Source organism: Maritimibacter sp. (assembly GCF_016774595.1).
GTDB lineage: Bacteria > Pseudomonadota > Alphaproteobacteria > Rhodobacterales > Rhodobacteraceae > Maritimibacter > Maritimibacter alkaliphilus.
In genome coordinates, this window is record NZ_JACBWT010000002.1 from 784,139 (window position 1) to 797,310 (window position 13,172).

The following is a 13,172-nucleotide window of genomic DNA, read 5'->3' on the forward strand; positions in this document are numbered from 1 at the left end:
GCATGGTCGGCTTCAACCTGCTGATCGCCGTCAGTCTGGCCTATGTCGGTTTCCTGTTCCTCGTCGCGTTCTGGGGCGACCGGCAGGCCCGGACCGGGCGCGGCGGCTGGCTGCGCGCGCCGATCATCTACACCCTGTCGCTGTCGATCTATTGCACGGCCTGGACGTTCTATGGTGCGGTCGGCTACGCCGCACGGTCGGGGCTGGAGTTCGTGACCATCTATCTCGGCCCCACCATCGTCATGGTCGGCTGGTGGTGGGTGCTGCGCAAGCTGGTCCGCATCGGGCGCGCGCAACGCATCACCTCGGTCGCGGACCTCATATCCTCGCGCTACGGCAAGTCGAACCTTCTGGGCGTGATCGTCACGCTGCTCGCCGTGATCGGCACGACGCCCTATATCGCGCTTCAGCTTCAGTCGGTGGTCCTGTCCTATTCGGTCTTCGCCCAGCAAGGCGGGGATGCGGCGGCGGATCCCGAGGCCACCGCGCTTTGGGTCGCCGTCGGCCTTGCCGCCTTTACCGTGCTTTTCGGCACCCGGAACCTCGACGCGAACGAGCGGCATCACGGCGTGGTCACCGCCATCGCGGTCGAGGCGGTCGTGAAGCTAGTGGCCCTGCTGGCGGTCGGCATCTTCGTGGTCTGGGGCGTGACCGGCGGCCCCGGCGCGATCGCCGAGACGATCCACGCCTCACCCATCGCCACGTGGGAACTGGACGGGCCGCGCTGGGCCACGATGATCTTCCTGTCCGCCGCCGCGTTCTTGACCCTGCCGCGCATGTTTCAGGTTCTGGTCGTCGAGAACGTGGACGAAAAGCAGCTCGCCACCGCAAGCTGGGCGTTTCCGCTGTATATGTTCCTGATGAGCCTGTTCGTGGTTCCGATCGCGGTCGTGGGTCTGAGCGTCCTGCCGGCCGGCGCGAACCCGGACCTTTTCGTTCTGACGGTGCCCCTGCATTTCGATCAGGGCGGGCTGGCGATGCTCACCTTCCTCGGCGGGTTTTCGTCCGCGACCTCCATGGTCATCGTGGCGGCCATCGCGCTGTCCACCATGGTGTCGAACCACATCGTCATGCCGATCTGGCTGTCGGCCCGCATGGGCGGGGCGGCGATGTCGGGGGATGTGCGCCATGTCGTGCTGGTGTCGCGCCGTCTGTCCATCGCCGCCGTTCTCGGCCTTGGCTGGTTCTATTACCATCTGTCGGGCGGGGGCGAGGCGCTTGCGGCCATCGGCCTGATCTCGTTCGCGGGCGTGGCGCAGGTGCTTCCGTCGCTGATCGGCGGGCTGTTCTGGCGCGGGGCGACCCGTGTGGGCGCCGCCGTCGGCCTGATCCTCGGCTTCACGATCTGGGCCTACGCGCTTTTCCTGCCGTCCTTCGGCGAGGGCGTGATGACCGCGCGCTTCATGGCCGAGGGGCCTTGGGGCATCGACTGGCTGCGCCCGCAGGCGTTCTTCGGCATCGAGGGGATGGACCCGGTCGTCCATGCGATCTTCTGGTCGATGGCGCTCAACACCGGCGCGTTCATCGCCGGGTCGCTGGTGTCGTTTCCGCGCCCGATGGAGCGGCTTCAAGGCGCCCAGTTCGTCAATGTGTTCGAACACAGCCGCACGGCTCAGGGCTGGTCGCGCGGCAATGCCGAGGCCGAGGATCTTCTGGTCATGGCGCAACGGATCATGGGCGCGAGCGAGGCGCAGAACCTGTTCCATGCCGAAAGCGCGCGGCAGGGCAAGGAAGGCTATCTGCCCGATACCACACCCGATTTCCTGCGCATCCTCGAACGGGAACTGTCTGGCTCGGTCGGGGCCGCCACGGCACATGCGATGGTCGGGCAGATCGTCGGCGGTGCCTCGGTCTCGGTCGACGACCTGATGGCCGTGGCCGATGAGACGCAGCAGATTCTGGAATATTCCTCGCAGCTCGAAGCCAAGTCGGAAGAACTGGTCCGCACCGCTCGCCAGTTGCAAGAAGCGAACGAGAAGCTGACGGCCCTGTCGATCCAGAAGGACGCGTTTCTGAGCCAGATCAGCCACGAACTGCGCACGCCCATGACCTCGATCCGGGCTTTTTCTGAGATACTGAAGGAAGGCGGGATGGAGGATGCGGATACCCGAAAATATTCCGGCATCATTCAGGACGAGGCGATCCGCCTGACACGGCTGTTGGACGATCTTCTGGACCTGTCGGTGCTTGAGGCCGGGCAAGTGACGCTGAACATGCAACCGGGCAACCTGCAGGCCGTGCTGGACCGGGCGGTTTCCGCGGGCGCGACCGGGCGGGATGGCCGCACGCTCGACATCCGGCGGACCCCGGCGCGCGAGGATGTGACGATCGAGACGGACACGGACCGGCTGAGTCAGGTCTTCATCAATCTGATCGCGAATGCGCGCAAATACTGCGATGCGGCCAACCCGCGCCTGACCATATCGGTCGCGCAGAACGCCAAGCGGGTCGAGGTGGATTTCATCGACAATGGAACCGGTATTCCCGCCGAGAGCCAATCCATGATCTTCGAGAAATTCTCGCGCCTGTCGGATCAGCAAAAGGCAGGCGGGGCCGGTCTGGGCCTTGCGATCTGTCGTGAGATCATGTCGAAGCTCGGCGGATCGGTCACATACCTGCCGGGGCAGGGCGGTGCTGCCTTTCGCGTGACCCTGCCGCGTTAACCTTCACCCTTTGTCAACCTTGTGCTGCGAGTGTCGGGGACGGACACCTTTGCCCGTGGCACAGGATATGAACACAGACGAACGCCCCAGCGCGATGCAGCGCAAGGCGGGGGCGGGACGACCGCCGCCCGAGATCGGCGCGCCCACGGCGGCGCGTATTCTGCGCACGGCCATCATGCAGGCGGGCGAGGATGTGGCGGGCCTGTCCATCGTCGCGGGCCAGCCCGAGGAGACGCGCACGACCCTTGCCCCGATCGTCGAGGGGATCGGGGAACACGCGCTCATGACGCTGATCGAAGGGCCCGAGGGCCGCTATGGCCTGATCCTCGTCGATCCGGACACGCTTGCGGCATTGATCGAGATACAGACCACGGGCCGGGTCGTTCCGCGTCCCGCGACCGCACGACCGCCGACCCGGACGGACGCCATCATGTGCGCGGATTTCATCGACCGCGTGCTGGAACTGCTCGAAGACCGGACGGCAGAGGCGGATATCGACATCGCGCCGGCGCTGGGCGGGTTTCGCTACGCGCTCGCCCTGTCCGAAGCGCGGTCCATACCGATGACGCTGGACGACGTGCCCTACCGGCGGTTCCACGTCTCGCTCGATCTCGGGCGCGGGGCGAAGCAGGGCACGCTCGATGTGATCCTGCCGTTCAATGCGGCCCCGTCCGGTGCAACTGCGGCGACGAACGCCGACCCGGCGGGGTTCACGCAGGCTCTGGCCGAAGTGGTCGGTGAGGCGGAAGTGCTGCTGCGCGGCACGCTTCACCGTTTGCAGATGCCGCTGGCCGAGGTGGCGGGGCTTTCCGTGGGCAGCGTCATCCCCATCCCGCGCGAGGCGCTGGGGCAAGTCGCGATCGAGGATATCGACGGTCGCACCGTGAAACACGGGCGGCTGGGCATGTCGGGCGGCCATCGCGCGATCCGCATCGGCGCAGTCGCCGAGACGGAACCGCAGATGGACGCGCCCGCGCGCCCTGCAAAACCCGCCGCCCTGCCGCCCGTCGACCCCATGCCGGACCTGCCGGATAGTGGCGATGTGCCGGATCTGGGGGATGTCGCGGATCTTAGCGCGCTCGGTGACACTGGCGATCTGCTGGATCTGCCTGATCTGCCGGACTTGCCCGATTTGCCGGACCTTGCGGTCCTGCCCGATCTGCCCGACTTGTCCAATTCCGACAACCCGCTCGACCTTTCCTGACCGTCTGGCAATCCCGTCTTGACCAAGATCAAGGCGGCGGGACAAACTTGGGCTATTGATGCTCCTGTTTATAGGGGAGACACCATGCCCGACGTCGCGAAATACCGCCCAATACTCGAAGCCCGCCTCGCGGAACTCGACACGCGCCTGCACGAGATCGATGATGAACTCGACAGCCACCAGTCGAAGGACTGGGAAGACCTGGCGACGGAACGGGAAGAGGACGAGGTGCTCGAGCAGATGGGGCAATCCGGTCAGGCCGAGATTGCCCAGATCAAGGCCGCACTGACCCGTATGGACGAAGGCGAATACGGTTATTGCGTGCAATGCGGGGCCGAAATCGCCGAAGCGCGTCTCGACCTCGTGCCACAGGCGCCGCTCTGCGCGACCTGCGCGTCCAAGACAGGCTGACGCAACTATTTTGCTGCTTGGTTCAGAGGAAGGAACCGGGAGGATACTATGAAGGACGAATTGATGAACACGGCCCGCACGCTGATGGACGACATCGCGGCGGACCCGGTGAACTGGCGTATGTGGGAGGACCGCCTGCGCCAGACCATCGCGATGCATGCCGAATACGGGCTTGAGCTTCCGGCACAGCTTCGGGTCTATGCCGATTGGCTGCGGCAGGACGATGACGAGGACCTGTTCGAGAACATGCCGGTCTGACGGCGGGCTTCGGATTACGAAAAATTTGCATTGGAACCGCCTGCGGCCTAGTTTGCTGTAACAATTAGGCAAATCGGAGCGGTAGCGCCGCATGGACGCGGGACCGTCAGGGGCAGAGAAGGTCAGGTGGGAACGACGCGAAGGCGTCGCGGTTCTCACTGTCGCCAATCCCCCGGTCAACGCGCTCGTCCAGCCGGTGCGCGCGGCCCTGTTCGAAAGCCTCGAACGCGCCGAAGCTGACCCCGACGTTTCCGCCATTCTGATCCAGGCCGAAGGGCGCACCTTCCCCGCTGGCGCCGATGTGCGCGAGTTCTCGGTCGCGGCCGGGGAGCCGACGCTGGCCGACCTGTGTCGCAGGATCGAGGACTGCACGAAGCCCGTGGTCGCGGCGATCCACGGCACGGCACTTGGCGGTGGGCTGGAACTGGCGCTGGCCTGTCATTACCGCATGGCGCTCCACGACGCGCGGTTCGGATTTCCCGAGGTGTCGCTGGGGCTCGTCCCCAATGCCGGTGGCACCCAGCGTTTACCCCGGCTGGTCGGGGCGCGGGTGGCGCTCGACCTTCTGACCACCGGCAAGCCCATCGACGCGAACCGTGCTCTTGCCGCCGGGCTCGTCGACAAGATCGTCCAGAAAAACCTCGACAAGGCCGCCTTCGGGTCGGCCCGCAACTTCGCCGAAAGCGGCGTCCCACCGCGCCCGACCCGCGACCGCACCGAAGGGTTCGGGCAGGCCAGACCCTATCTCGAAGCCGTCGCCTCCCGGCGGTCCGCGATGCAGGGCGGTGCGGGCGAGGCCGGGATCAGGGCCGTTGAACTGGTCGAGGCCGCGCTTCTTGTCCCGTTCGACGCCGGGCTGGAGATGGAACACGCGGCCTATGACGACCTCGTGAATTCCGATGCGGCACGGGGTCTGCGCCACGCTTTCCTCGCCGAACGCCGGGCCGGGCGGTTTCCGTCACTGGCCGGGGTGGCGGCGCAACGGGTGTCGTCCGTGGGGGTGGTGGGCGCAGGAGCGCTGGCCCGCGACGTGGCGATGGCCGCCCTCAAGGCCGGGGTGCCGGTGACCGTCGCGCTGGAGGACGACACCGCGATCACGCGGGTCCGGGGCCGGATCGAACGCGCCTTCGGCGATGCGGTCGAGGCGGGAACGCTCAGTGGCCGGGACCGCGACGACCGGCTCAGGCGGTTGAACACGGCGGACGACTACGGCGCCCTCGACGACATGGACGTGATTATCGAGGCATTGGCCGAGGACAGCGTGCGAAAGACGCAGGCGCTGGGCCAACTGTCGCAGATCGCCGCGAGCCATACGATCTTCGCCAGTTCGACCGCGGAATGCGATATCGAAACCCTCGCAGGCGCGTCAGGGCGCCCGGATCGGTTCGCCGCGATGCATTTCATCGCGCCCGCCGATGCCAACCGGCTTGTCGAAATCGCACCGGCGCGGGGCACCCGGCCCGAGGCGCTGATGACCCTGATCCGGCTGGCCCGCGCGATGGGCAAGGGGCCGGTGCTGACGGGCGCGCGGCAGGGGCTGGTCTACAACCGGATGCGTCAGGCCTATTATGCGGCGGCGGCTATGGTGGTCGAACAGGGCGCCTTGCCCGCCGAGGTCGATCTTGCCATGCGCGGCTACGGGATGCCGCTTGGCCCGTTTCAGGCACAGGACGTCGCCGGGATCGAAGCGGTCTGGGGCCTGAACCTCGATGCCTGCCCGTCGGAACTTCCCGCGCGGATGATCGAACAGGCCTGGTATGGCCAGCGCACCGGACAGGGGTTTTACGACTACCGGGGCGAGGACGGGGTGGGGCGACCCTCGACTGACGTGACCAACATGATCCGGGCATTGCGCGATTATCGCGGGATCAGGCCACAGGTGTTCGAGAAAGAGGACATTCGACGCCGCTGCCTTTTCGCGATGGCGAACGAAGGGGCGCGGCTCGTCGCGGCGCGGGTCGTGGACCGGCCCTCGGATATCGACGCGGTGATGCTGCTGGGGCTGGGGTTTCCCCGCGAAAAGGGTGGCCCGATGCTGGCCGCCGACCTCGCCACGCCGCTCGAGGTGCGCAAGGACTTGTCGGACTGGGCGTCCGAGAACCCGTTCTGGGCGCCGGTCCCGCTGTGGGACGAGCTTGTGAAGCACGGGCGCCGGTTCGAGACGATCGGAAAGGCCTGAGGCCGGTTCAGGCGAGGATGACGCCGACCACGACGAGGATCAGCCCGAAGGCCGACAGCATCAGCGAGCCGAAGTTCAGGATCATCGCGCGGCGCACGGTTTCGCGCAGCGCCTCGTCTTCCTGCCCGGAGCGTTTCGCCTTGAGCACGCGCAGGGCGCTGAGGATCAGGCCGACAAGGCCCACGGCGGAGATGACCGCCCCGATGATAATGAGAAGTTCCATGTGCTGCCTCTAGCGTGGGCAAGGCGCTGCCGCAAGCGAGAAGGGGTCTTGATGGGCGGTGGCGTTGCGACTAGCAAGAGGGTCCACCAGACCGAGCGAGGACAGCATGATGGACGTGATGGACGAGACCGAAGGCACCCCGAGCAGCTACCGCGTGACGGCGGACGAGTTGCGTCAGTTCATCGAGCGGTTCGAGCGTCTGGAAATGGAGAAAAAGGACATCGCCGACCAGCAGAAAGAGGTGATGGCTGAGGCCAAGGCCCGTGGCTACGACACCAAGGTCATGCGCAAGGTGATCGCGCTGCGCAAGCGCGAGCCCGACGACATCGCCGAGGAAGAGGCGGTTCTCGACATGTACAAGCAGGCGCTGGGCATGAGCTGATCCGCGATCCGGTCGGTCGGCGCGATGCGCCGGGCGACCGATCAGGCGGTGATGAAATTCACGCCGGGAATCCGCGCGATTTCCAGCATGTCGTCTTCGTAGGAAGCCGAAAGCTCCTCCACCAGTTCCGCGGTCCAACCCGGCAGATTGATCTCTTGCTCGACCGCGTCTTCGATCGCGTATTTGTCGAGAAAGGCGGCGAGCACCCGGCGGCGCTGAATCTCGTTGGTCGGCTGGTTCTCGGCCATGTAGGCGCGCAGGCGCTTGACCCCTTCGCGCTCCATGATCTGCGCGATGATGTCCAATCCCCCCTTGAACAGCACGCGCATGTCGATGGCGGTGATTTCGTGCATGACCTCGGGCCAGATCAGGGGCGTATCCTCGTTGCACCAGACGGTGATCTGACAATCCGGGTTCTCTTCGCGGATGTCCTTGATGATGTCGGACCAGACCATGCCCATCGGGTTCAGCTTCGACATGACCTCGCCCCGGTCGATGTCGGTGTATTTCGTCAGAAAGGCCGGAACGAAGGTCGCGGGGTCGCGCACGGCAAGGAAGAACTCGACCCTGTGGTCGGGAAAAAGGTTGTGGAGCACCCGCGCCTTTTCGGCCGCCGCCGGATAGAGCATTCCGTCCTCGAGCGCGCGGCGCGGGCCGCTGATGAAATTGTCGAAGGAAAACACCAGCCGATCCGGGTCCGTGCCGTCGAGGATCTGCTCGAGCACCATGTCCTGCGTTTCGAGCGACGCGGGCTTGCCGGCGAGCTTGACCGCCACATCGGCCAAAAGCTTGCGGTAGCGTGACGGACCGGGAACGGCCACGCCCTGTTCGGTGAAGATCTGGTTGTTCTTGACCAGCGATTTGACGAGTTGATCTTCGTCAGTGCAATGGGCACCGATGTGGAATGCAATCTGCATGAGTGGTTCGGGCCGTCCTTTCGGTAGTGGGCCAATTTATAGCGGGAATTCTGGACAGTTAAACCGGAAATGGGATATGCGGACCGGGCGATGGTTGAGCGAAATGGTCAAGTTCTGACGCGCCCGAAAGGCCTGCGAATGCCCAGCCGGTGGTCGGTGGGGGCCGTGCTGATCGGGCTGCTTGTCGTCGGCCCGATCCTTGCGGTGGTCTGGATGGCGTTCAACCCGGCCGAGAACGTCTGGCCGCATCTCATCTCGACGACGCTTCCACGCTACTTCACCAACACCGTGATCCTCGCCCTGTCGGTCGCGTTCCTGTCCGCCGCGGTGGGCACCGGGGCCGCGTGGCTGATCGTCATGTACCGGTTTCCGGGGAGCCGTTGGCTGGAGTGGCTGCTGCTCTTCCCTCTGGCGATCCCCGCCTATGTCGGGGCCTATGCGCTTGTCGATTTCCTCGAATACTCCGGCCCGGTGCAGACCGCGTTGCGCGGACTGTTCGGGTGGGAGAACGCGCAGGCCTATTGGTTCCCCGAAATCCGCTCGATCGGCGCGGCGATCATCGTGCTGACCGCCGCCCTGTCGCCCTATGTCTACCTTCTGACCCGAACCGGGCTGCGCGAGCAATCGGGCGGGGTGTACGAGGTGGCGCGGGCGCTGGGGTCTGGCCCCTTCGGGCGCTTCTGGCGCGTCGGGCTTCCGCTGGTGCGCCCCGCGATTGCCGCCGGGTCCGCCATCGTGATGATGGAGACGGTCTCGGATTTCGGCACCGTCGATTTCTTTGCGGTGCAGACCCTGACCACGGGCATCTTCACCACCTGGCTGGAGATGGGGAACGCGGGCGGGGCCGCCCAGATCGCCATGGTCATTCTGGGTCTCGTCCTCGTGCTGGTCGCCATCGAAAAGGTCAGCCGGTCGAAAAGCCGGTTCTACCGTCTCGAACGCCAGCAACGCCCCGTCGATCCGGTCGCCTTGACCGGCTGGCAGGGGTGGCTTGCCACCCTGTTCTGCCTCGTCCCCTTCGCGGTCGGCTTCATCCTGCCTGTCGGCGTGCTCTTGTGGCACGCGGCGCACAATGCCGAGGAATGGCTGTCCGCCGGGCTGTTCCGCGCCCTTGGGCATACGGTGGCGGTCGGCGGCAGCGCGGCTGTGGTGACGGTCACGCTTGCGCTGTTTCTGGTCTATGGCGTTCGCCTGACCGGGTCGAAGCTGCCGCGCATGGTCATGCCAGTCTCGACAATCGGCTACGCCGCGCCGGGCGCGGTTCTGGCGGTCGGTATCCTCATCCCTCTGGCCGCGCTCGACAACACGGTCGCCGACGCGGTCTATGGCCTGACCGGGTTCGATCCGGGCCTGCTTTTGACCGGCACGGCCTTTGCCATGGTCTTCGCCTACTGTGTCCGGTTCTTCGCCATCGCCCAGAATGCGGCGGATGCCGCGATGGGGCGGGTGTCGCCATCGCTGCCGATGGCCGCACGCTCGCTGGGCCGGTCGGCGGGCGGGGCACTGCGCGAGGTCTATGTGCCCCTGATGCGCGGCTCGGTTGGGACCGCGCTTCTGCTCGTCTTCGTGGACTGCGTGAAGGAGTTGCCGGCGACGCTTCTTCTGCGTCCGTTCAACTACAACACGCTCGCTACGCGGGTCTATGAAAAGGCCTCGCTGGAACAGATCGGGCAGGCGGCGCCCGCGGCGATCCTCGTCATTCTCGTGGGGCTCGTGGCAGTCGGTTTCATGGCACGCGCGAACCGCTGATCGCGGATTGACAGCACGGCGGGGCGGCCCTATCTGCGCGTCCGATGCGCCAGCGAGCGCAGCGTGACGCCCGCCGCGTGGCCGACCGGCAGATGAGCGGGCCCCTTGGACGAAAACCGATGGCAGGAATGCTGTTTCCCTCGGGCGACCCCGCCGCCGACCGGCGCGCGAGCTATGCCGAGACGATGGCCCATCTGGGCGATATGGACGCGGCGATCGACGTGCTGTCCGGCGCCCTTGAGATCGCGCCGGGATGGGCGGCGGGCTGGTTCCGGCTGGGCGAATTTCACGACCTTGTCGGAGACGGCGACGCCGCCGTGACGGCATGGGGCCGGGCCATGACGCTCGATCCGACCGACCCGTTCGGGGCGGGCCTGAAACGCGATCTGGCGCGCGCGGTTCCGCTGGTCGACACCATGCCGCCAGCCTTCGTGGAACTGCTGTTCGACCAATATGCGCCGCGTTTCGAGACGTCGCTGGTCGAAAAGCTGGACTATCGCGGGCCGGACGAGATCATGTCGGCGCTTTCCGTCGCGGGTCCGGACCGGGTCGAACGGGCGCTCGACTTGGGCTGCGGGACCGGGCTTATGGGCGAGCGACTTCGGGGGATCAGCGGTTGGCTCGAGGGCTGCGACCTGTCGGCCCGGATGCTGGCCGAGGCGGAGGCCAAGGGCATTTACGACCGGCTCGAAAAGCGCGACATCGGCGCCTTGGACCTTGGCGGTGCGCCGTTCGAGCTGATCGTGGCCGCCGATGTCTTTGCCTATCTCGGCGCGCTCGAACGGGTGGTCGGCTGGTGTGCGGGGATGCTGGCACCGGGCGGGCGGCTGGCGTTCACCGTCGAGAAGGCCGACAAGGGCGTCGTCCTGCGCGAAAGCCGCCGCTTCGCCCATGGTCCCGACTACATCGCCCGCCTGCTTGCCGATGCCGGTTTCGCCCATGTGACCGTCAAGGATTGCGTCGTCCGTCTGGACCGGGGCGCGCCCATCGCCTCGCTCTGCGTCGTCGCCACGGGGTTGGAGGCGAGCCGCAACGCGGGCGAAGAGGATCGCGCGTCGCTCCCGGCCTGAGCGACCGGGCGGTGCGGGCTTGCGCCCGCGCAGCTTTTGCGCCGCCCCGGCAAGGCCGGGTCGACGCGGTGGGGGAGGCCAGCCTCCCCCAGCCGGCCTTGCCGGGGCAAGTCCGGCCCCCCTCCGAGGTTTCTTGAAACGAAGAAGGACGCGGGTCAGGCGTGGAGCGCGCGGATCGCCGTCGACAGATCGACGGTGCCGATCAGCTTGCCGGTCTCGTCGGTGACGCCGACGGTGCGGTCCGGGGCTTCGTTGATGACCGGCATCGCTTCGTCCAGCACCATGTCGCCGTCGACGGTCGGCCCGTCGAACCCGTTCGGGGCGGCCGTGGCGAGACCGTAGAGGCGGATCACCTTGGCGCGGTTGATGTCCTTGGTGAAGTCCGCGATGTAGTCGTCCGCCGGCTTCAGCACGATCTCCTGCGCGTCGCCCTCCTGAATGAGCGCGCCGTCGCGCAGGATGGCGATGTTTTCGCCGAGGCGCAGCGCCTCGTCGAGATCGTGGGTGATGAAGATGATGGTCTTGTGAAGCTCGTCCTGAAGCTCGAGCAGGATCGACTGCATGTCGAAGCGGATGAGCGGGTCGAGGGCCGAGAAGGCTTCGTCCATCAGGAGGATTTCCGCATCGGTGGCCAGCGCGCGGGCGAGACCCACGCGCTGCTGCATCCCGCCCGACAGCTGGCCCGGATAGTGGCGTTCGTAACCCGACAGGCCCACGCGGTCGATCCAGTGCTGGGCGCGTTTCTTCGCCTCGCTCTCGTCCACGCCCTGAATGGTCAGGCCGTATTGCACGTTCTCTTCGACCAGCCGGTGGGGTAGGAGGCCGAATTTCTGGAACACCATCGACATCTTGAACCGTCTGAGGTCGCGAAGCTGGTCGTCGGACATCTTCATCACGTCCTCGCCGTCGACGAGGATTTCGCCCGCCGTCGGTTCGATCAGGCGGTTGACGTGACGGATCAGGGTCGACTTGCCGGACCCCGACAGGCCCATGATGACCTGAATGCGCTTCTCCGGGATGTCGAGCGACACGTCCTGAATGCCCAGCACGTGATTGTGCTTGTCCAGAAGCTCGGGCTTGCCCATGCCGTCCTTGACCAGCGGCAGCACCTTTTTCGGGTTGTTGCCGAAGATCTTGTAGAGGTTCCGGATCTGAACCTTGATGTTTTCCTCAGTCATTGCCGCGTCCCGTCCGATAGGCCTGAAGCCGTTTGCCGTAGGTCTGCGAGACCCGGTCGAAGATGATCGCCAGCGCCACGATGGCGAGACCGTTCATGAGGCCGAGCGCGAGATACTGGTTCGAAATGGCGCGCAGCACCGGGACGCCGAGCCCCTGCACCCCGATCATCGAGGCGATGACGACCATCGACAGCGCCATCATGATGGTCTGGTTCACGCCGGCGAAGATGTTGGGCAGCGCCAGCGGCACCTGAACGCCGAACAGTTTCTGCCGGGGCGAGGCGCCGAAAGCATCGGCGGCTTCCATCACGTCGGCATCGACCAGGCGGATGCCGAGGTTCGTCAGGCGCACGATCGGCGGGATCGCGTAGATGCACACGGCGATGAGGCCCGGCACCTTGCCGATGCCCAGAAGCATGACGACCGGGATGAGATAGACGAAGGAGGGGATGGTCTGCATCACGTCGAGGATCGGTGTGATGATCGACTGCATCCGGTCCGAGCGCGACATCAGGATACCGATGGGAATACCGATGGCGATGCACAGGATCGTGGCGACCGAGATGATCGCGAGGGTGGACATCGTATCCTCCCACATCCCGAAGACACCGATCAGAACGAAGGCGACGACCGAGCCGATCGTGATCTTCCAGTCCCGTGCGCCAAGCCAGGCCAGCCCGCCGATGACGAGCAGGATGATGGGCCATGGCGTCGCCTGAAGCAGATCCTCGAACCAGACGAGGAATTTCAGAAGCGGATTGAAGAACGCTTCGAGTGCCTCACCCGTGGCGCGCGTGAATTCGCGGAAGTTGCCGTCGATCCACCGGCGCATGGCCGACAGGTCGGCCCGCCCGAGCGACGGGAATTCTGTCAGAAATTCCATCCCTGTTCCCCTTCTGAGGTCATTGTTCTTGAATTGAAAAAGGGCCCGCGTCCGG

12 protein-coding genes are annotated in these 13,172 nt (G+C 65.8%); 8 read left to right on the forward strand and 4 right to left on the reverse strand.

Features of this window, described 5'->3' with window-relative positions:
• Positions 1-2 precede the first annotated feature (2 nt).
• The 5 genes from HOY44_RS15165 (at position 3) to HOY44_RS15185 (ending at position 6,715) form a co-directional block, all read left to right on the forward strand.
• Complete coding sequence (locus HOY44_RS15165; protein WP_287435763.1) at positions 3-2,663, forward strand: ATP-binding protein; 2,661 nt, start codon at positions 3-5, stop codon at positions 2,661-2,663.
• Between the two features lie 67 nt (positions 2,664-2,730).
• The gene (locus HOY44_RS15170) at positions 2,731-3,867 is read left to right on the forward strand and encodes a FliM/FliN family flagellar motor switch protein (RefSeq protein ID WP_287435765.1); all 1,137 of its coding nucleotides are present in this window, start codon (positions 2,731-2,733) and stop codon (positions 3,865-3,867) included.
• Between the two features lie 84 nt (positions 3,868-3,951).
• Entirely contained in the window at positions 3,952-4,278 is a 327-nt protein-coding gene (locus tag HOY44_RS15175) for a TraR/DksA family transcriptional regulator (RefSeq protein ID WP_138423466.1), read from the forward strand.
• A gap of 48 nt (positions 4,279-4,326) precedes the next feature.
• Entirely contained in the window at positions 4,327-4,536 is a 210-nt protein-coding gene (locus tag HOY44_RS15180; protein WP_008330278.1) for a hypothetical protein, read from the forward strand.
• A gap of 91 nt (positions 4,537-4,627) precedes the next feature.
• Positions 4,628-6,715, forward strand: a complete 2,088-nt coding sequence (locus HOY44_RS15185) for an enoyl-CoA hydratase-related protein (RefSeq protein ID WP_287435767.1) — start codon at positions 4,628-4,630, stop codon at positions 6,713-6,715.
• 7 nt (positions 6,716-6,722) lie between these two features.
• Here HOY44_RS15185 and HOY44_RS15190 read toward each other — a convergent pair whose 3' ends face one another.
• Positions 6,723-6,938, reverse strand: coding sequence for a hypothetical protein (locus HOY44_RS15190; RefSeq protein WP_287435769.1), 216 nt, complete (start codon positions 6,936-6,938; stop codon positions 6,723-6,725).
• 106 nt (positions 6,939-7,044) lie between these two features.
• Here HOY44_RS15190 and HOY44_RS15195 point away from each other — a divergent pair, with 106 nt between their 5' ends.
• Complete coding sequence (locus HOY44_RS15195) at positions 7,045-7,320, forward strand: DUF2312 domain-containing protein (protein WP_008330269.1); 276 nt, start codon at positions 7,045-7,047, stop codon at positions 7,318-7,320.
• 41 nt (positions 7,321-7,361) lie between these two features.
• On the opposite strand, the gene HOY44_RS15200 is transcribed toward HOY44_RS15195, so the two are convergent.
• The gene (locus HOY44_RS15200; RefSeq protein WP_287435771.1) at positions 7,362-8,237 is read right to left on the reverse strand and encodes a hypothetical protein; all 876 of its coding nucleotides are present in this window, start codon (positions 8,235-8,237) and stop codon (positions 7,362-7,364) included.
• Between the two features lie 90 nt (positions 8,238-8,327).
• Here HOY44_RS15200 and HOY44_RS15205 point away from each other — a divergent pair, with 90 nt between their 5' ends.
• Positions 8,328-9,986: an ABC transporter permease gene (locus HOY44_RS15205; RefSeq protein ID WP_050772028.1), complete on the forward strand. Its 1,659-nt coding sequence runs from the start codon at positions 8,328-8,330 to the stop codon at positions 9,984-9,986.
• A 119-nt stretch (positions 9,987-10,105) separates the two neighbouring features.
• A complete protein-coding gene (locus HOY44_RS15210) occupies positions 10,106-11,056 on the forward strand; it encodes a class I SAM-dependent methyltransferase (RefSeq protein ID WP_287435775.1) in 951 nt (316 codons plus the stop codon).
• Positions 11,057-11,211: 155 nt separating this feature from the next.
• Here the strand turns inward: HOY44_RS15210 and HOY44_RS15215 are convergent, their stop codons facing one another.
• Both HOY44_RS15215 and HOY44_RS15220 read right to left on the reverse strand, forming a co-directional pair.
• A complete protein-coding gene (locus HOY44_RS15215) occupies positions 11,212-12,234 on the reverse strand; it encodes a quaternary amine ABC transporter ATP-binding protein (protein ID WP_138423464.1) in 1,023 nt (340 codons plus the stop codon).
• Positions 12,227-13,117, reverse strand: a complete 891-nt coding sequence (locus tag HOY44_RS15220) for an ABC transporter permease (RefSeq protein WP_008330261.1) — start codon at positions 13,115-13,117, stop codon at positions 12,227-12,229. Before HOY44_RS15220 ends, HOY44_RS15215 begins: the two co-directional genes overlap by 8 nt.
• Positions 13,118-13,172: the final 55 nt, after the last annotated feature.

What these genes read in the sequence shown, in the direction of transcription:
- HOY44_RS15165 (WP_287435763.1), top strand. Translation starts at nt 3, where the DNA reads ATGGTCGGCTTCAACCTGCTGATCGCCGTCAGTCTGGCCTATGTCGGT.
- HOY44_RS15185 (WP_287435767.1), top strand. Translation starts at nt 4,628, where the DNA reads ATGGACGCGGGACCGTCAGGGGCAGAGAAGGTCAGGTGGGAACGACGC.
- HOY44_RS15205 (WP_050772028.1), top strand. Translation starts at nt 8,328, where the DNA reads ATGGTTGAGCGAAATGGTCAAGTTCTGACGCGCCCGAAAGGCCTGCGA.
- HOY44_RS15180 (WP_008330278.1), top strand. Translation starts at nt 4,327, where the DNA reads ATGAAGGACGAATTGATGAACACGGCCCGCACGCTGATGGACGACATC.
- HOY44_RS15220 (WP_008330261.1), bottom strand. Translation starts at nt 13,117, where the DNA reads ATGGAATTTCTGACAGAATTCCCGTCGCTCGGGCGGGCCGACCTGTCG.
- HOY44_RS15215 (WP_138423464.1), bottom strand. Translation starts at nt 12,234, where the DNA reads ATGACTGAGGAAAACATCAAGGTTCAGATCCGGAACCTCTACAAGATC.
- HOY44_RS15200 (WP_287435771.1), bottom strand. Translation starts at nt 8,237, where the DNA reads ATGCAGATTGCATTCCACATCGGTGCCCATTGCACTGACGAAGATCAA.
- HOY44_RS15195 (WP_008330269.1), top strand. Translation starts at nt 7,045, where the DNA reads ATGATGGACGTGATGGACGAGACCGAAGGCACCCCGAGCAGCTACCGC.
- HOY44_RS15175 (WP_138423466.1), top strand. Translation starts at nt 3,952, where the DNA reads ATGCCCGACGTCGCGAAATACCGCCCAATACTCGAAGCCCGCCTCGCG.
- HOY44_RS15170 (WP_287435765.1), top strand. Translation starts at nt 2,731, where the DNA reads ATGAACACAGACGAACGCCCCAGCGCGATGCAGCGCAAGGCGGGGGCG.
- HOY44_RS15190 (WP_287435769.1), bottom strand. Translation starts at nt 6,938, where the DNA reads ATGGAACTTCTCATTATCATCGGGGCGGTCATCTCCGCCGTGGGCCTT.
- HOY44_RS15210 (WP_287435775.1), top strand. Translation starts at nt 10,106, where the DNA reads ATGGCAGGAATGCTGTTTCCCTCGGGCGACCCCGCCGCCGACCGGCGC.